This window comes from Nocardioides sp. CFH 31398, assembly GCF_022436705.1.
GTDB lineage: Bacteria > Actinomycetota > Actinomycetes > Propionibacteriales > Nocardioidaceae > Nocardioides.
Genome location: NZ_JAKUHT010000026.1, coordinates 18,086 through 34,422, shown reverse-complemented (window position 1 = coordinate 34,422; position 16,337 = coordinate 18,086). Strand labels below are relative to the sequence as shown.

General features: G+C 73.3%; 18 protein-coding genes and 1 tRNA gene. 6 read left to right on the top strand and 13 right to left on the bottom strand.

Annotated features, from left to right (window positions below; all coding sequences use genetic code 11):
* Nucleotides 1-99: 99 nt before the first annotated feature.
* Nucleotides 100-666: a hemerythrin domain-containing protein gene (locus tag MJ876_RS17915; protein ID WP_240238484.1), complete on the bottom strand. Its 567-nt coding sequence runs from the start codon at nucleotides 664-666 to the stop codon at nucleotides 100-102.
* Between the two features lie 168 nt (nucleotides 667-834).
* Between MJ876_RS17915 and MJ876_RS17910 the strand changes: the two genes are divergently transcribed.
* Complete coding sequence (locus tag MJ876_RS17910) at nucleotides 835-1,899, top strand: hypothetical protein (RefSeq protein ID WP_240238482.1); 1,065 nt, start codon at nucleotides 835-837, stop codon at nucleotides 1,897-1,899.
* A gap of 11 nt (nucleotides 1,900-1,910) precedes the next feature.
* Here the strand turns inward: MJ876_RS17910 and MJ876_RS17905 are convergent, their stop codons facing one another.
* On the bottom strand, nucleotides 1,911-2,789 hold the full coding sequence (locus MJ876_RS17905) for an alpha/beta fold hydrolase (RefSeq protein WP_240238480.1): 879 nt from the start codon (nucleotides 2,787-2,789) through the stop codon (nucleotides 1,911-1,913).
* A 244-nt stretch (nucleotides 2,790-3,033) separates the two neighbouring features.
* Between MJ876_RS17905 and MJ876_RS17900 the strand changes: the two genes are divergently transcribed.
* Both MJ876_RS17900 and MJ876_RS17895 read left to right on the top strand, forming a co-directional pair.
* Complete coding sequence (locus MJ876_RS17900; RefSeq protein WP_240238478.1) at nucleotides 3,034-4,047, top strand: 3,4-dioxygenase subunit beta; 1,014 nt, start codon at nucleotides 3,034-3,036, stop codon at nucleotides 4,045-4,047.
* A 40-nt stretch (nucleotides 4,048-4,087) separates the two neighbouring features.
* Nucleotides 4,088-4,285, top strand: a complete 198-nt coding sequence (locus tag MJ876_RS17895; RefSeq protein WP_240238476.1) for a twin-arginine translocase TatA/TatE family subunit — start codon at nucleotides 4,088-4,090, stop codon at nucleotides 4,283-4,285.
* A gap of 111 nt (nucleotides 4,286-4,396) precedes the next feature.
* Here the strand turns inward: MJ876_RS17895 and MJ876_RS17890 are convergent, their stop codons facing one another.
* The 7 genes from MJ876_RS17890 to MJ876_RS17860 form a co-directional block, all read right to left on the bottom strand.
* On the bottom strand, nucleotides 4,397-4,687 hold the full coding sequence (locus MJ876_RS17890; RefSeq protein WP_240238474.1) for a DUF2470 domain-containing protein: 291 nt from the start codon (nucleotides 4,685-4,687) through the stop codon (nucleotides 4,397-4,399).
* A 22-nt stretch (nucleotides 4,688-4,709) separates the two neighbouring features.
* Nucleotides 4,710-5,426, bottom strand: a complete 717-nt coding sequence (locus MJ876_RS17885; RefSeq protein WP_240238472.1) for a hypothetical protein — start codon at nucleotides 5,424-5,426, stop codon at nucleotides 4,710-4,712.
* 160 nt (nucleotides 5,427-5,586) lie between these two features.
* Nucleotides 5,587-5,659, bottom strand: a tRNA-Ala gene (locus MJ876_RS17880).
* Between the two features lie 35 nt (nucleotides 5,660-5,694).
* Nucleotides 5,695-6,318 (bottom strand): histidine phosphatase family protein, encoded by a 624-nt coding sequence (locus tag MJ876_RS17875; RefSeq protein ID WP_240238471.1) that lies wholly within the window; start codon nucleotides 6,316-6,318, stop codon nucleotides 5,695-5,697.
* A gap of 29 nt (nucleotides 6,319-6,347) precedes the next feature.
* The gene (rsfS, locus tag MJ876_RS17870) at nucleotides 6,348-6,722 is read right to left on the bottom strand and encodes a ribosome silencing factor (RefSeq protein ID WP_240238470.1); all 375 of its coding nucleotides are present in this window, start codon (nucleotides 6,720-6,722) and stop codon (nucleotides 6,348-6,350) included.
* On the bottom strand, nucleotides 6,719-7,390 hold the full coding sequence (nadD, locus tag MJ876_RS17865; RefSeq protein ID WP_308192622.1) for a nicotinate-nucleotide adenylyltransferase: 672 nt from the start codon (nucleotides 7,388-7,390) through the stop codon (nucleotides 6,719-6,721). Before nadD ends, rsfS begins: the two co-directional genes overlap by 4 nt.
* An 18-nt stretch (nucleotides 7,391-7,408) precedes the next feature.
* Nucleotides 7,409-7,561, bottom strand: a complete 153-nt coding sequence (locus MJ876_RS17860; RefSeq protein ID WP_240238469.1) for a hypothetical protein — start codon at nucleotides 7,559-7,561, stop codon at nucleotides 7,409-7,411.
* Nucleotides 7,562-7,776: 215 nt separating this feature from the next.
* Here MJ876_RS17860 and MJ876_RS22355 point away from each other — a divergent pair, with 215 nt between their 5' ends.
* Complete coding sequence (locus MJ876_RS22355; protein ID WP_240238468.1) at nucleotides 7,777-9,372, top strand: lysyl oxidase family protein; 1,596 nt, start codon at nucleotides 7,777-7,779, stop codon at nucleotides 9,370-9,372.
* Between the two features lie 78 nt (nucleotides 9,373-9,450).
* On the opposite strand, the gene MJ876_RS17850 is transcribed toward MJ876_RS22355, so the two are convergent.
* The 4 genes from MJ876_RS17850 to MJ876_RS17835 form a co-directional block, all read right to left on the bottom strand.
* Nucleotides 9,451-10,404 carry an electron transfer flavoprotein subunit alpha/FixB family protein gene (locus tag MJ876_RS17850; protein WP_240238467.1) on the bottom strand — a complete coding sequence of 318 codons (954 nt, stop codon included), beginning with the start codon at nucleotides 10,402-10,404 and terminating at the stop codon, nucleotides 9,451-9,453.
* 29 nt (nucleotides 10,405-10,433) lie between these two features.
* Nucleotides 10,434-11,216 carry an electron transfer flavoprotein subunit beta/FixA family protein gene (locus MJ876_RS17845; RefSeq protein ID WP_240238466.1) on the bottom strand — a complete coding sequence of 261 codons (783 nt, stop codon included), beginning with the start codon at nucleotides 11,214-11,216 and terminating at the stop codon, nucleotides 10,434-10,436.
* A 200-nt stretch (nucleotides 11,217-11,416) separates the two neighbouring features.
* On the bottom strand, nucleotides 11,417-11,989 hold the full coding sequence (locus MJ876_RS17840; protein ID WP_240238464.1) for a hypothetical protein: 573 nt from the start codon (nucleotides 11,987-11,989) through the stop codon (nucleotides 11,417-11,419).
* Between the two features lie 178 nt (nucleotides 11,990-12,167).
* Nucleotides 12,168-12,980, bottom strand: coding sequence for an enoyl-CoA hydratase/isomerase family protein (locus MJ876_RS17835; protein ID WP_240238462.1), 813 nt, complete (start codon nucleotides 12,978-12,980; stop codon nucleotides 12,168-12,170).
* Nucleotides 12,981-13,037: 57 nt separating this feature from the next.
* On the opposite strand from MJ876_RS17835, the gene glgX reads away from it, so the two are divergent.
* Both glgX and MJ876_RS17825 read left to right on the top strand, forming a co-directional pair.
* Nucleotides 13,038-15,200 carry a glycogen debranching protein GlgX gene (glgX, locus tag MJ876_RS17830; protein ID WP_240238460.1) on the top strand — a complete coding sequence of 721 codons (2,163 nt, stop codon included), beginning with the start codon at nucleotides 13,038-13,040 and terminating at the stop codon, nucleotides 15,198-15,200.
* Nucleotides 15,201-15,285: 85 nt separating this feature from the next.
* Complete coding sequence (locus MJ876_RS17825) at nucleotides 15,286-16,194, top strand: prephenate dehydratase (protein ID WP_240238458.1); 909 nt, start codon at nucleotides 15,286-15,288, stop codon at nucleotides 16,192-16,194.
* The last annotated feature ends 143 nt before the right edge of the window (nucleotides 16,195-16,337 follow it).

Sequence of the window (16,337 nt, the reverse complement as noted above, 5' to 3'; positions counted from 1 at the left end):
CCTCCCGAGCAGTGACAGCGTTCACATCCGTCGGGACGCTACTCCCGTGCACCGCTACCCCGTCGCGCGACGCGCAGTCGCGGGCCGGCCGGGTCGTGCTCAGACCGTGATCCGGTGGACGCCGAGCGCCCCGCCGATCTGGTCCTCCTCGTAGACGAAGTGCGACTCCAGCAGCCGCCGCAGGTGGGTGAACTCGGCCAGCAGCACGTCGACGCGGCCGGGGTCGCGCGCGACGGCGACCAGGGTCGCGTCGAGACGCACCAGCAGCTCGTGGACGACGACGTGCTCGTCGTCGAGCCGGTCCAGCACCGGCCCGAGCCCGCCGTCCGCGATCCGCAGCGCCGGGTAGAGGTAGGCGTCCTCGATGCGGTGGTGGGTCTCGACGGCGCGGCACAGCTGACCGCAGAACGAGCCCGCCCGCTCGACCGCCGTCCGCAGCCCGAGCTGCTGCACGGCCTCGCGGGCCTCCCCGATGCCGGCGGCGCCGTCGACGACCTGGTCGAGGACGTGGGCCACCTGGGCCAGGCCCTGGCGGTACATGTCGTGGATGGCCCGCAGGTGCTCCCCCGCGGTCCGCTCGTCGGCGCCGACCTCGTCGTACGCCGAGGTGGTCGGGCGGGTCGTCTCGTCCCAGTCCGGGAGCGGGACCGTCGCCTCCTCCACCACGTCGCCAGGGTAAAGCCTGTGCGGAAGCGGTCGGAGACCGTGACCTTTCGGGTCCTGCCTAGTTCAATGGGAGGACGGGTTGCCGGGGGGCAGCTCGCGCACGACACGTCGTCGCGCCCGAACCGGGGGGTGGGGCACGGCGACGAACGGCCCGGGGGGTGCCGTGACATGACCATGCCGTTGTTCGGCGGCGCGGGAGAAGACCGCGCCGTCCACGCGACACTTGCCGTGATCGCGCGGCTCGACCCTGCCCTCGTGCGGGACGTGCTGCACGAGGCCGCGGGTCTCGACGCCGGCCTGCCGGGCGTCTCGCTCGACCTGGGCGGGCCGGTGCCTCGGCTGCGGGCCGACCTCGACTGGTGGCTGGAGGTCTCGACCCGACCCGGGGCGTACGGCGTCGACGGGGCCGCGCGTGACCGCATCCGCGCCGTCGCCCGTGACCTGGGTCCGCGCTCGTGGGTCTTCGTGATCTCGAACGACCCACCGGCACCGACCTGGCTGGCGGCGCCGGACGGCGTGCCCGAGTCGGTGCGGCCCCGGATCGCGTGGACGTCGTTCGCGTGGCTGACGAAGGCGATCGTCTCGGTGCTCGAGGACCACCTGCGTCCGCTCGACCCCTCCTCGCGGTTGCTGCTGCAGGAGCTGGTGGCGCTCTACGAGGCCGAGCACCTGCTCGACGAGGGGCCGCCGATCGTGGTGGAGCCGCCGAGCCTCGAGCCGGTGCCGACCCCGACGCCGCTGCCGGACCCCGATCCGGTCGGTCTGGAGCTGGACCTCGAGGACATCAGCCCGCTCGACCTGGGCCTGCGTCGTCCGTCGATGCGCCCCGCGGGCGCGGACGTCGCGGTCGTCCCCGCGCGGGCCGCGTGGCGGGAGTACCTGGACCTGAACGTCCTGGTCTGCGCGCCGGCCGACGTGCCCGACCCCGAGGTGACCCACGTGGCCTTCGAGCGGGACGGCCGGCTGATGGCCGTGCTGCCGCGGATCGAGCTGCGGGTGCCGATGCTCGCGCTCACCGGCTCGTACGCCGCCCAGCTGCGCGCCGACGGTGACGACCGCGTCGCGGACGTCGTCGAGCGGCTCAGCGCCACCGGCGCCCGCGACGCGGGGCCGTACGCGCTGCTCCTGCTGTCGCACCCGGGCGACCCCGCGACGGTGCGGCTGCCGGGGCCCGTCGACCACCACGGCGCGCGGTTCGTGCGTCTGGAGACGCTCGACGCCGCGCACCGCTGAGGGTCGCCCGCTCAGCCGGCCCGCTCCAGGACGTCGCGCAGGCGGACCGCGAACGCCTCCGGCTCACCGGTCTGGCCGAACTCGCCGCCCAGGAAGCCGGCGTGGTGGCTGGGGAACACGACGACCTCCTGACCGAGGGCCGCGGCGACGCCGTACGCCGCGCGGGCGGGCATCTCCCCGTCGTCCGGACCACCGGACTCCTCGCCCACCGCGACCACGACCCGCGTCGCGGCCCGGGACACCGCCTCCACGTCGGGCAGGCCGCGGTGGACGTTGCCGCCACGCAGGTTGCTCATCAACGGGTCGTTGCGGCTCCCGTCGTCCTCGGTGGGCAGGCCGAACGCCGCGGGCTCGGGGGCGGGCTGCTCGAGGTGGTCGGGCGGTGTGGGCCCCCGGTGCATGACGAAGGCGATGAACTTCGCCATCGCCGGCCCGACCCCGTGGGCGTCGTACGTGGCGACCATGTCGTCGCACACGGCCGCGACCTCGGCCTCGTCGCCCAGGACGTTGGCCGCGGGCGGCTCGTGGGCCACGAGTAGGCGCACGTCGTCCGGGTGGCGCGCGACGAGGTGCAGCCCGTTCACCGCTCCCCCGCTGGACCCGAACAGGTCGACCGGCCCCGACCCGAGGTCGGCGAGCACGGCGTGGAGGTCGTCGGCGTGCTCCTCGGGGCTGACGCCCGCCGTCGGCTCGTCGCGGACGCTGCGGCCCGTGTTGCGGGGGTCGTAGGTGACCACGACGCGGTCGGTGAAGTGCGAACGGAGGGTCTCGAACCCGGAGGCGTCCATGGGCGAGGCCGCCAGGACGAGCGGCGTGACGCCCGGGGCGAGCTCGCCGTGGACGTCGTAGGTCAGGGTCGCGCCGGGGACGGCGACGGTGCGGGTGGTCATGCCCCGGTCGACCGCCCGCTGCGCGAGAACTCATCGGTCCCGGAGGACTCCGCTCCCGTTGGTCGGGAGCACCACCGGTCGGGAGCATCGCCGCCGGTCGTGGCTCGGTCCCCTACCGGACTCCCTGAGCGCACCAGCGCACAAAGGGCTCACAGAAATCTCACTGCCGCGTCCCACGGTTCTCACTGATCGGTCCGTCACGGTGGTGACACGACCACGACACCGACCGGAGGACCACCGACCGATGCCCCAGATCCCCGAGCCCGACTACACTCCCGCCGGACCGGCCTACGAGGGCCGCCTGCTGGCCCGACCCGACGACGAGGTCGTCGACCAGGGCGCCGGCTTCGACGTCCGCACCCTCGTGACCCGACGCCGCCTGCTCGGCCTCGTCGGCGTCGGCGTCGGCGCCGCCGCGCTCGCCGCCTGCGGCGCCTCGGGGTCGAGCAGCTCGGGCTCCTCGACGACCGGCGCGTCGACGAGCGCCACCACCTCGGCCGGCGAGATCCCCGAGGAGACCAACGGTCCCTACCCCGCCGACGGCACCGCGGACGTGAATGTCCTCGAGGAGTCGGGGATCGTCCGCAGCGACATCACCTCCAGCCTCGACGGTGGCACGACCGTGGACGGCGTCCCGCTCGAGCTGACGTTCGTCGTCACCGACGTGGCGAACGACGACGCCCCGTTCGAGGGCGTGGCGGTCTACGCCTGGCAGTGCGACGCCGAGGGTCGCTACTCGATGTACTCCTCGGGCGTCGAGGACGAGACCTACCTCCGCGGCGTCCAGGTCACCGACGCCGCCGGCGAGGCCACCTTCGCCACCATCGTCCCCGGCTGCTACCCCGGCCGCTGGACCCACATCCACGTCGAGGTCTACCCCGACGCCGCGTCGGCGACGAACGTCGAGAACGTGATCGCCACCTCCCAGCTGGCCTTCCCGCCCGGGATGCTCGGCGACGTCTACGGGTCCTCGCAGTGGTCCGACGTGTACGCCGGGTCCACCGACAACCTCGCGGCCATCGGCACCCGGGTCAGCGACGACTCGCTGTTCGGCGAGGGCGACTGGGAGCTGCAGGTGCCCGACGTCAGCGGCGACCCGTCGTCCGGCTACGCCGCCCGTCTCGCGGTCGCGGTCGACACCACCACCGAGCCGTCGGGCGGCGGCATGGGTGGGGGCATGGGTGGCGGCATGCCGGGCGGCGGCGCCCCCGGCGGCGAGCCCCCGTCGGGTCCCCCGCCGGGCTCGTCCGACAGCTGACCCGGCCGCACCCACACCCACACCCACCAGGAGAAGTCCCATGCTGCAGAACCTCACGGGCTGGCACGCCCTGATCATCCTCGCCATCGTCCTGCTCGTCTTCGGCTCCGCGAAGCTCCCCGCCCTGGCCCGCGGCGTCGGCCAGTCGATGCGCATCCTGAAGGACGAGGCCACCACGGGCGCGGCGGACGACCGCATGCACGACGGTGAGCCGCGCCCGCGCAGCGTCGCGTCGTGAGCACCCTCGCCGCCGAGCGGGCGGGCTCTCCACAGCTCCACCCGACCCTCCCGGGTAGTCCCCTGACCGACGGTCGCCCGGAGGCACCCCCGGGAGCAGGAGCTCAGGGGACTACCCGGCTGACCCCGCCCGGCCTGTGGACGACGCCCGGTACAGACCGACGACGGCCCGGCGTACGCCGTCGCTGTCCTCGACGGGGCCGTCCGGCCACGACACGCGCACCGAGGCCTCGGTGGTGCCGACGGTGACGTGCCAGGTCCCGCCGTGCTCGTCGACCCCGGTCATCTCGGCCGACGTCGCCACCGGGTAGCCGTGGGCCCGCACGATGGCCAGGCTCGCCTCGGCGTGGTCGGCGTCCATGTGCTCGAGGACCCGCTGGACGTCGTCCGCGCTCAGTGCCACGGCCCGAGCCTAGGTGGGTCGGTCACAGCGCGTGGGCGCGCAGCCTCTCGTAGACACCCATCGCCGCGTCGTACGCCGCCCTCAGGCGGGGCTCGTCCTCACCCGGGGGCGGCGGGGGCGGGCGCAGCGGCGCGAAGCCCGTCGTCCGCGCCGTCGAGCCGTGCCACTCCTCCCACAGCTCCCACTCCGGGCGCATGCCGGGCTCCCAGGTCAGGGCGTCGGGACGCTGCTCGAGACCCATGCGGTCGCACCAGTCCGCCACGACCGGGGCCGGGTCCTCGCACAGCGTCTCGGCCTCGACGACCACCAGCTCACGCCCCAGCGCGTCGAGGTGGTCGGCGACCACCCCGAGGTGCTCCCACCCGGTCTCGTCGTCGGTGAAGTCCGGCCAGGTGCGCTCGAGCGAGCGCAGCGTCGCCGCGGGGTGGCGGACCATAAAGCTGTTGTGCAGCCGGCCGACGAACGCCTCGTCGAGCAGCGGCTGCGCCTGGTAGGCCATGTCCTTCACGAACACCGGCCGCTCGGCGGCGGCCTCCTCGATCTCGGCCAGCACCTCGTCGTACGCGCTGTGCGGGATGGTCTCGGTGTAGCGGTCCGACAGCCGGTCGGGCCCGAAGTAGTAGGCACGCGAGAACGGCTCGTCGAAGACCGTGTGGTCCCCGCGCTCGCTCACCATCCGCTCGAACGAGGTCGAGACCGAGCGCGGGATGCTCCACAGCACGGAGATGGGGTGGCTCATGGGACCCAATGTCTCGTGGGCCGGTCGAGTTTCGCCAGCCGTCCCGGTGGCTGGACCCCGCCGGCGGGCCGGAGCCCCTCCGCGGAGCGAGCCACTCCGGGGCGGACACGCACGAGGCCCCGGAACGACGAAACGGGCCCCGACGGGACCCGTTCTCGAGTGGAGCTGAGGGGACTCGAACCCCTGACCCCTTCCATGCCATGGAAGTGCGCTACCAGCTGCGCCACAGCCCCAGGTGCGTCCACCGGAGTGGACAACGACGGGAACCTTACCCCGCTGGCGGCGGGGGTGCGAAACCGGGGGTGGGCACCTGCTCGTTCCACGACAGCAGGCGCAGGCCCTCGCCGTACGACCGCTCGCCGAGGCGGACCCAGGCGCAGTTCGCGAGGCTGCCGAGCGTCCCGTGGAGCCCCGCGGGCCAGCCCAGCAGCGTCGCGACCCCGACCCGGATGGCGCCGCCGTGCGACACCGCGACGGCGGTCTCCCCCGCGGGGGTCGCGTCGAGAAGGTCGCGGCAGGCGGCGGCGACGCGGGCGCCGACCTCGGCGCTGCGCTCGCCACCGGGGACGACGTCGTAGTCGCCGGCCTCGAAGGCCGCGCGCTCCTCGGGGAAGGAGTCGCGCCACTCGCTGTCCAGCCAGCCCTCTCGCTCGCCGAGCGAGTACTCACGCAGGCGCGGGTCCGTCGCCGGCTCGAGGCCGACCTCCTTGCCGACGTAGGTCGCGGTGTCGCGGGCCCGTGCGAGGTCGCTGCAGCGCAGCAGCGCCGGCCCCAGCGCGGCCACGACCGGGCCCATGCGGGCGGCCTGCTCGTGGCCGGTGGCGTCGAGGTCGACGTCGGTGTGCCCCTGGGCCCGTCCCGCGGCGTTCCACCCGGTGCGCCCGTGGCGCACCAGCACCAGGGAACGCCCGGCGCCCGCGCTCAGCGGGCGTCCGTCACGGTGTCGGGCAGCGCGATGGCCGGGCAGTCGCGCCAGAGCCGCTCGAGGGCGTAGAACTGCCGCTCCTCCTCGTGCTGCACGTGCACGACGATCTCGCCGTAGTCGATGAGGACCCAGCGGCCCTCCTTGTGGCCCTCGCGACGGATGGGCTTCTCCCCGTGCTCGCGCAGGGCGTCCTCGACGGCGTCCACGACCGCACCGACCTGCCGCTCGTTCGTCGCGGAGGCGATGAGGAAGGCGTCGGTGATGGCGAGCTGGTCGGACACGTCGAAGGCGACGATCTGCTTCGCGAGCTTGTCGGAGGCCGCGACGGCGGCGACGTGGACGAGCTCCACGGCGTGGTCGGTGGCACTCATGCGAGGTGGTGGTCTCCGTTCTGGGGCTTGAGGAGCACGGCGTCGGTGTGGCCCACCGTGCCGCCGGCGTAGAGCTGGTGCTTGGCGATGTACTGCACGACCCCGTCGGGGACGAGGTACCAGACCGGGTCCCCCTTGGCCGTGCGCCGCCGGCAGTCCGTGGAGCTGATCGCCAGCGCCGGGATCTCGACCATCGTGACCCGCTCGGCCGGGATCTTGTCGAGGGTCTCGGCGTCCATCGTGTACCCCGGACGCGTGCAACCCACGAAGTTCGCGAGGCCGAACAGCTCCTCGGCGTCGCGCCAGGTGAAGATCTCGGCGAGCGCGTCGGCGCCGGTGATGAAGTACAGGTCGGCGTCGGGCACCTGGTCGTGCAGGTCGCGCAGCGTGTCGATCGTGTACGTCGGGCCCGCGCGGTCGATGTCGACCCGCGAGACCGTGAAACGCGGGTTGGAGGCGGTGGCGACGACCGTCATCAGGTAGCGGTGCTCTGCCGGGGAGACCTCGCGGCCCGACTTCTGCCACGGGTCACCGGTGGGCACGAACACCACCTCGTCGAGCCCGAACCAGGACTGCACCTCGCTCGCCGCCACGAGGTGGCCGTGGTGGATCGGGTCGAACGTCCCGCCCATGACGCCGACCCGTCGCCGGGTCACGGGGTCGGTCACGGGTCGGTCGGGCCCGGGTCAGCTGTGGTCGCGCCCGCCACCGATGCTGATGACGGCGGCCAGCAGCCCGATGAGGATCACGAAGGTGATGAGGCCGACGACCCAGACGTTGATCAGCGGCTCCTCCCCCGACTCGGAGGCGAGCACGACGAGGGGAGCGATCGAGGACATGACCGCATGCTACCGGGCCGCCGCGCCCCCGACTCGCTCCGACCCCGTGGCGACCCTGCTCGCCGGACGGAGTGACGTCGTCCGCCGCGATCTTGCGGAAACGTTCCGGTTCACCGCTCCGGCCCGGTGACATGATCCGGCTGCCGCCGGAGGCAACCGATCCGGCTCTCGGGGCGTCGGTGTCTTCGAGAGCACCGACCACGAGGGAGCAGACCGTGACCCGACCCCGTCCCCGCCTCGCCGCTGCCGCGGCCGCTGCCGCTGCGCTGGCCGCGTCCCTCGTGCCCGGGGCGGTGGGCGGCAGTGCCGCCACCGCTCCCCCGGCCGCCGGCGCCGTCCCGGCCGCCCTCGCCGACGAGCCCGTCGTGAGCCTGCGCGCGGCCCAGGGTGAGATGTACGCCCAGCGCGGGTGGGCGTACGGCGACCTCGGCGTGCGGGTGGCGGCCGACGGCGGTCGGATCGAGCTGCGCACCCGCCGCTACGACTGGGCGAAGCAGCCGGAGACCCGCTACTTCCCGGGCGGCTGGACCGAGGGCCAGACCACGTGGGGCGACGGCGTGAAGGTCCCGCGACGCCTCGTCGCCGGCTTCGACCAGCCGAAGGGCCTCGTCGAGGTCGTGGTCCGCCGGGCCGACGGCTCCGGGCCGAAGGTCGAGCACAGCCTGAGCGGCTGCCTCAACGGCTACCAGCCCGAGCGCCTCGGCCCCGACTCGCCGGCTGACCCGCACTACCCCAGCGGCTGCCCGTGGAACCCGTTCACCATGGCGTCGGTGCAGGGCGTCGAGCGGGGCTACGCCACACCCGTGCAGGAGTGGGCCCGCCTCAGGCTCACCGGCGGTCGCTACACCGTCAGGGCGCGCTTCAGCGACGCGTGGGCCGAGCTGCTCGGGGTCACCGACAACACCCCGATCACCTACCCGATGCGCGTCCGCAACGACAGCGGCGGCCTGCGCATGGCGCAGCGGCGTGCCGAGGACGTCGCCGTCCCGCCGGCCGAGCCCGGCCCGCGCCCCGCACCCGCCCGGGGCGAGACCTCGATGGCCGACATGAACGGCATGACCCACTCCGCGCGGACGATGGCGTGCGACTACGAGCCCGGTGCCGCCGACCCGCTGCCCGACCTGGAGTCGCTGCCGGCCTTCGGCATCCGGGCCCGCGGTGACAACCTGGCGTTCTCGGCGACCGTCTGGAACTCCGGTGACAGCCCGCTCGTCGTGGACGGCTTCCGCCGCGACGGCGAGGAGATGATGGACGCCTACCAGTACTTCTACTCCCGCGACGACGACGGTGACCTCACCCAGGAGGGCTACTGCGGCGTCGGGGCGATGCACTGGCACGCGGCGCCGAGCCACCACCACTGGCACTTCCTCGACTTCGCCCGCTACCGGCTGCTGAGTGCGGACAAGTCGAAGGTCGTCCGCAGCACGAAGCAGTCCTTCTGCCTCGCCAACACCGACGCCGTCGACTACACGCGCCCCGGCGCCGACTGGCGGCCGGAGGGCACCGACCTGTCCAGCGCCTGCGGCTCGCGCTCGGCGCAGTCGCTGCGCCAGGTCCTCTCGGCCGGCTCGGGCGACACCTACTCCCAGTACCGCGCGGGCCAGGCGTTCCGGCTGAAGGGCCTCGACAACGGCACCTACTTCATCAGCGTCGAGGCGAACCCGCGCGACCTGCTGCACGAGGCCGACGACCGGGAGTCGAACGACGTCGCGCTGCGCAAGGTGGTCATCGGCGGCAAGCCCGGGGCGCGCACCGTCCGGGTCCCGGCCCTCGGCCTGGTCTGCGGGCAGCCGCGGGAGGACTGCTCCTGAGGCAGCGCCGCACGACGACGAACGGGCCCGACACCTCGCGGTGTCGGGCCCGTTCGTCGTGCTGCGGGAAGCCGGGGCTCAGCCCTTGCGCTCCTTGACCTTCTCGGTCAGGGCCGGGAGGACGGCGTGCAGGTCGCCGACGACGCCGAAGTCGACGAGCTCGAAGATCGGCGCCTCCTCGTCCTTGTTGACCGCGACGATCGTCTTGGAGGTCTGCATGCCGGCGCGGTGCTGGATCGCGCCGGAGATGCCGTTGGCGACGTACAGCTGCGGGGACACGGTCTTGCCGGTCTGGCCGACCTGGAAGCTGTGGGGCATCCAGCCGGAGTCGACGGCCGCGCGCGAGGCGCCGACCGCCGCGCCGAGCGCGTCGGCGAGGCCCTCGACGGGTGCGAAGTCGCCGCCGGTGCCCCGGCCACCGGAGACCACGATCGCGGCCTCGGTGAGCTCGGGGCGCCCGGACGCCTGACGCGGCTGCGAGGCGACGATCTGCGCCTTCTTCGCCGAGTCGGAGATGGTCGCGGCGAACTCCTCGACGGCACCGGCGGCGCCCACGGCCTCCGGGGCGGCCGAGTTCGGCTTCACGGTCACGATCGGCGTGCCGTGGGTGACCTTGGCCTGGACCGTGTAGTTGCCGGCGAAGACGGCCTGCGTGGTGGTGCCGTCGTCGGCGACGTCGACGGCGTCCGTGATGAGGCCCGAGCCGGTCTTGATCGCCAGCCGGCCCGCGATCTCCTTGCCCTCGTAGGAGGACACGAGCAGGACGCCGGCGGGCGAGGTCTTCTCGACGAGCTGGGCGAGCACCTCGGCCTTGGGGGCCACGAGGTAGCCCTTCACCTCGGTGTCGTCGACGACGTACACCTTGGCGGCGCCGTACTCGCCGAGCTTCTTCGCCGCCTCGGCGCCCTGGCCGGACGGGCCGATGAACACCGCGGACGGCTCGCCGAGCCGGCCCGCGAGCGTCAGCAGCTCGAGGGTGGGCTTGCTGACCGCGCCGTCGACGTGGTCGACGAGGACGAGAACTTCGGACACTGCGATCTCCTGGTGCTGGTCTGCGGTGCTCAGATGAACTTCTTGGACGCGAGGAAGTCGGCCAGCGCGCCGGCGCCGGAGCCGTCCTCGTCCGTGTGGACCTCGCCCGCCTCACGGGGCGGGCGGGCCGTGGCGGCCTCGACGGTGGTCCACGCCACCGACAGCCCGACCTCACCGGCGTCGACGCCGATGTCGGCCAGCGACCAGGTCTCCATCGGCTTCTTCTTGGCCGCCATGATCCCCTTGAACGAGGGGTAGCGGGCCTCGCCGGTCTGGTCGGTCACCGACAGCACCAGCGGCATGGACCCGCCGATGATCTCGGTCGCGACGTCGCCGTCGCGCTGGATGCGGACCTGGTCGCCCTGGGTCTCGATCTTCGAGCCGAAGGTGACCTGCGGGTAGTCGAGGCGCTCGGCGAGCATGGCCGGGACGACGCTGCCGGAGCCGTCGGTCGACGCCATGCCGCACATGACGAGGTCGACCTTCTCCTCGGCGTCGATCTTCTGCACGGCCTTCGCGAGCACGAGCGAGGTCGCCCCGTAGTCGGAGCCGGCGATGGCGTCGTCGCTGACGTGGACGCCCTTGTCGGCGCCCATCTGCAGCGCCTTGCGGACGGCGTCCACCGCCTTCTCCGGGCCGACGCACAGCGCGGTGATGGTGATGTCCTCGTCGGAGCGCTTCTCCTTGATCTGCAGCGCCTGCTCGACGGCGTACTCGTCGAGCTCGGAGAGCAGACCGTCCACGCCGACGCGGTCGACCGTGTTGTCGGACTCGAACTGCCGGTCCGCCGTGGCGTCCGGGACGTACTTCACGCAGACAACGATGTTCATGGTGTGGCCCGGGGGCCCCTCCTGTGGACTCGGGTGTACCCCGCCGATGTTACCCGCGAGTCACTTACGGTCGGCAGGGGTCGGGGTGGTGGCAAGACTCACACGTCCGGTACCCGGCGGGCGATCCCGCCGAGCCCCTCCGGCCGCGCGCCGGCGCGCCCGGGGGCGGCGCCGGGGGCCGCTCAGGGACGCAGGACGCGCTCGACGATGCGGCCGACGACGAGGTACAGCAGTGCTCCCAGCCCGTAGTTGACGAGGGCGTTCTTGATCTGGGAGTTGGCGCCGACGAAGTCGAAGACCCCGTCTCCGCGGACGGAGAAGACCCCGAGGGAGACGGTCTCGGCGCCCTCGAGGACGAAGGACACCAACGGGTTGTCGCGGTTGGCGTCGAGGGCGATGCACAGCGCGCCGACCGCGAGGAACAGCGCACAGACGACGGCCGCGATCCAGACGACCTGACCGACGAGGGTGCGCAGCGAGTCGATGCCGCTCCTGATGGCAGGACCGGCGTTCTTGCCGCCCTTGTCCTTGTCCTTGCCCGCCGCCGCGGGCTTGCCGGACTCCTTCGCGGCGGCCTTGTCGGCCTTCGCCTTCTGCTTCTCCTCGGCCGCGGAGGCCTTGGTCGCGGCCTTCTCGGCACGCGCGGCCTGACGCTCCTCGCGGCGCTCGGCGCGCTTGGCCTTGACCTCCGCTCGCGTCCTCGCCTTCGGATCGCCCGTGGACTCGGGCGTCGGCTTGTCGGTCTCGGTCGACATGGATCCTCCCTCGGCACCTGGGCTGGATTCTCGCGGATCCGCCGTGGTCACAACAAGGTGAACGGTCGTTCCTCCCAGGGGTTACCCGGGAGTATGGCGCAGGCCGGGCCCGCCGCGCCGCCTGCTGGGCCGGGCGCCCGGGTCGGACGTCCGGCCCACCGGCCCGCCGGTGGACGTGTCAGCGGCCGGTGAAGGTGGCCTTGCCGGGGCCGTTCTCGACGAACGACCTCATTCCTGCCGCACGGTCGTCGGTGGCGAAGAGCGCGGCGAAGGCGGCCCGCTCGATCTCCAGCCCGGTCTCCAGGTCGGTCTCGACGCCGCGGTCGATCGCCTCCTTGGCCGCCCGCAGCGCGAGCATCGGACCGGCGGCGAACTGCTTCGCCCAGGCCACCGCGGCGTCGTACACCTCGGCGGCGGGGACGAGCCGGTCGACCAGGCCGATGGCGAGCGCCTCGTCGGCCTTGACGAACCGGCCGGTGAAGATCAGGTCCTTCGCGGTGCTGATGCCGACGAGACGCGTCAGGCGCTGGGTGCCGCCCGCGCCCGGGATGATCCCGAGCAGCACCTCCGGCTGGCCCAGCGTGGCGTCGTCCGCGGCGATGCGGACGTCGGCGCACAGGGCGAGCTCGCACCCGCCGCCGAGCGCGTAGCCGGTGACCGCGGCGACGACCGGCTTCGGGATGCGGGCGACCGCGCTGAGCGCCGACTGCAGGCCACCGGACCGCTTGACCATGTCGAGGTGCGACATCCGCTCCATCTCGACGACGTCGGCGCCGGCGGCGAAGACCCGCTCGCCGCCGTAGACGACGACGGCCCGGATGTCGTCGCGGTCGGTGCACTCGGCAGCGGCCGCCCGGATCTGCTCCTGGGTGGAGACGTCCAGGGCGTTCATCTTCGGCCGGTCGAGCCGGATGGTCGCCACGCCGTCGGCGACCTCGAGGCGGACGGTGGTCTCGGACTCGCTCGCTCCACGGTTCTCAGGGCTGCTCATGGGGGCATGGTGCCACCCGGGGGCGAGGTCCGGCGGGCCGTGGCGAAGGCTGGTTGGATGACGCGTGTGACCGTCGTGACGACCTGGACCGATCTCGGCGAGACGGCGGAGGTCTGGCCGGGCCGGTACTGGCCGCTGGGGGCGACCTGGGCCCCGGAGGCCACCAACGTGGCGGTGCACGCACCCGCGGCGACCGCGATGTGGGTGTGCACCTTCACCACCGACGACGACGGGAACGAGCGCGAGACCCGGCACCGCCTCCCCGAGCAGTCCCTGGGGATCTGGCACGGCGCCGTCCCCCGCCTGCCGCCCGGGACGCGCTACGGCCTGCGGGCCGACGGGCCGTGGCGGCCTTCGCAGGGGCTCCGCTTCGACCCCGCGAAGCTGCTGCTCGACCCCTACGCCCGGGCGGTGACCGGCGAGTTCGTGCCCCACCCCGCGACGTACGACGACCCGACCGCCGACGCGCCCAGCGGCGTCGACAGCGCACCGTACGTGCCGCGCGGGGTGGTCGTGCGCGACGGCTTCGACTGGGGCGCCGACACCCCGCCGCGGCGCAAGCTGCGCGACACGGTCGTCTACGAGGCCCACGTGAAGGGGCTGACCGCGCTGCACCCGGACGTGCCGCCCGAGCTGCGCGGCACGTACGCCGGTCTGGCCCACCCGGCCGTGACGTCGTACCTCAAGGACCTGGGGGTGACCGCCGTCGAGCTGCTGCCGGTCCAGCAGTTCGTCACCGAGCCGGGCGTCTCCGAGCGCGGGCTGGTGAACTACTGGGGCTACAACACCCTCGCGTTCCTCGCCCCCCACGCGGCCTACTCCTCGGCGGGCTCGGAGGGGGGCCAGGTCACCGAGTTCCAGGCGATGGTGAAGGCGCTGCACGCCGAGGGCCTGGAGGTGATCCTCGACGTCGTCTACAACCACACCGCCGAGGGCGGCCTCGACGGGCCGGTGCTGTCGCTGCGCGGCCTCGACGAGGCCTGCTACCACCGGGCTGCGCCGCCGCGGGCGGGCGGCCTGCCGCCGTACTGGGACGTCACCGGCTGCGGCAACACCGTGTCGACGGACCACCCGGCGTCGCTGCGGCTGATCATGGACTCGCTGCGCTACTGGGTCACCGAGATGCACGTCGACGGGTTCCGCTTCGACCTGCTCTCCGCCCTGACCCGCGACGGGCACGAGGTCGACCTGAAGGGCCACCTGCTGTCCGCGATCGGGCAGGACCCGGTGCTGCGCCACGTGAAGCTCATCGCGGAGCCGTGGGACGCCTCGGCCGACGGCTACCTCGTCGGCTCGTTCCCACCACCGTGGGTGGAGTGGAACGACCAGTTCCGCGACGCCGTGCGGGACTTCTGGCGCGGCGACCACTCCGGCGCCGGCGCGATCCGCTCGGTGGCGACGCGCCTGGCCGGTTCCTCCGACCTGTACGCCGACGACGGCCGCTCGCCGTACGCCTCGGTGAACTTCGTGACCGCCCACGACGGCTTCACGGTGCGCGACCTGGTGTCCTACGACCGCAAGCACAACGAGGCGAACGGCGAGTCGAACCGGGACGGCACCGACAACAACCGGTCGTTCAACCACGGCGTCGAGGGCGAGACCGACGACGAGACCGTCGTGGCGAGGCGACGACGACAGGCGGCCAACCTGATGGCGACGCTGTGCCTGAGCAACGGCGTCCCGATGATCACCGCCGGCGACGAGCGCGGCCGGACCCAGGGCGGCAACAACAACGCCTACTGCCAGGACAACGAGGTCTCCTACCTGGACTGGTCGGAGGGCTGGGACGACGTCCTCGACGTCGTCCGCACGGCGCTGCGGCTGCGGCGCGAGCACCCGGCGCTGCGTCAGCGTCACTGGTTCGAGGGTCGCCCGACGGTGCCGGGCGGGCCGAAGGACCTGGCGTGGATCCACCCGTCGGGGCGGGAGATGACGCCCGCGGACTGGCACTCCGACCTCGCCGTCCTCGGGCTGCTGCTCTCGGGCTCCCCGCTGCGCTCCCCCGGCCCCCGCGGCGAGCAGCAGCACGACGCGTCGTTCCTCGTCTGGCTGCAGGGCCGGCCGGGCAGCGTGGAGGTCGCGCTGCCGGACGAGGACTGGCCCGACGCGGGCGAGGTCGTGCTGTCGACGCTGCCGAGCCTGCCGGAGGGGACCGTCGTGGCGCCCGGGTCGACGCTGCAGCTCGACGCGCGGTGCGTGGTGGTGCTCCGCCAGTCGTAGTCGGCCGGTCGTGGTCGGCCGGTCGTGGTCCGCCGGTCGTGGTCCGCCGGTCGTGGTCCGCGGGGCGGGCCTAGGCTGAGGGCCCGTGACCACCGACGCCGCACGGCACGCCACGGGGAAGGTCGCCTACCAGGGCGAGCCCGGCGCGAACTCCCACCTCGCCTGCGAGCAGATGGCCGAGCACCTCGAGCCGATGGCGTGCCAGACGTTCGAGGACGCGATCGGTGCCGTGCAGGACGGCACCGCCGACCTCGCCGTCATCCCGATCGACAACTCCAGCGCGGGCCGGGTCGCCGACGTCCACCACCTGCTGCCCGGCTCGGGGCTGTGGCTGGTCGGCGAGCACTTCCTGCCGATCCACTTCCACCTGATGGCGCTGCCCGGGGCGGACATCGAGCAGATCCGCAGCGTCCGCAGCCACGCGCACGCCTTCGGCCAGTGCCGCACGATCATCCGTGAGCACGGGTGGCGCGGTGTCGTCGCCGACGACACCGCCGGCGCCGCCCGCGAGGTCTCCGAGGGTGGCGACCCGACCGTCGGCGCCCTGTCGCCGCTGCTCGCCGCCGAGCTGTACGGGCTCGACGTCCTCGCCTCCGACGTCGAGGACGAGCACCACAACACCACCCGCTTCGTCGCCCTCTCCCCCGAGCCCGTCGAGGTGACGCGGCAGGAGGGCACGCCGTACGTGACGTCGTTCCTCTTCCGCGTCCGCAACATCCCCTCGGCGCTCTACAAGGCGCTCGGCGGGTTCGCCACCAACGGCGTCAACATGACGAAGCTGGAGAGCTACCAGGTCGGCGGGGTGTTCGCCGCGACCCAGTTCTACGCCGACGTCGAGGGCCACCCCGAGGACACCGGCCTCGGCTACGCGCTCGAGGAGCTGTCGTTCTTCACCGACGAGCTCCGCATGCTCGGCACCTACCCGGCCAGCCCCCTGCGCACCGGCCTCGGCTCCGCCGACCCCACCGACCGCCCGCGCCCGCACGCCCCCTGACTCCCTGTCGCCGCACGAGCCTCGGTGGTCACTCGTGTCACGGGCCCGGGCCCGGGGGTTCCACCAGCCGGCTGGTGAAACCCCGACCTGGCCCCCGGAACCCCGGAGCCGGACCAGACCCGACCCGGCGAGACCGGGCCGGG

Bases quoted from the DNA above. Each gene is read 5' to 3' on its own strand.
- MJ876_RS17910 (WP_240238482.1), top strand. From the start codon at position 835: ATGACCATGCCGTTGTTCGGCGGCGCGGGAGAAGACCGCGCCGTCCAC.
- MJ876_RS17905 (WP_240238480.1), bottom strand. From the start codon at position 2,789: ATGACCACCCGCACCGTCGCCGTCCCCGGCGCGACCCTGACCTACGAC.
- MJ876_RS17900 (WP_240238478.1), top strand. From the start codon at position 3,034: ATGCCCCAGATCCCCGAGCCCGACTACACTCCCGCCGGACCGGCCTAC.
- MJ876_RS17895 (WP_240238476.1), top strand. From the start codon at position 4,088: ATGCTGCAGAACCTCACGGGCTGGCACGCCCTGATCATCCTCGCCATC.
- MJ876_RS17885 (WP_240238472.1), bottom strand. From the start codon at position 5,426: ATGAGCCACCCCATCTCCGTGCTGTGGAGCATCCCGCGCTCGGTCTCG.
- rsfS (WP_240238470.1), bottom strand. From the start codon at position 6,722: ATGAGTGCCACCGACCACGCCGTGGAGCTCGTCCACGTCGCCGCCGTC.
- MJ876_RS17860 (WP_240238469.1), bottom strand. From the start codon at position 7,561: ATGTCCTCGATCGCTCCCCTCGTCGTGCTCGCCTCCGAGTCGGGGGAG.
- MJ876_RS17840 (WP_240238464.1), bottom strand. From the start codon at position 11,989: ATGTCGACCGAGACCGACAAGCCGACGCCCGAGTCCACGGGCGATCCG.
- MJ876_RS17835 (WP_240238462.1), bottom strand. From the start codon at position 12,980: ATGAGCAGCCCTGAGAACCGTGGAGCGAGCGAGTCCGAGACCACCGTC.
- glgX (WP_240238460.1), top strand. From the start codon at position 13,038: ATGACGCGTGTGACCGTCGTGACGACCTGGACCGATCTCGGCGAGACG.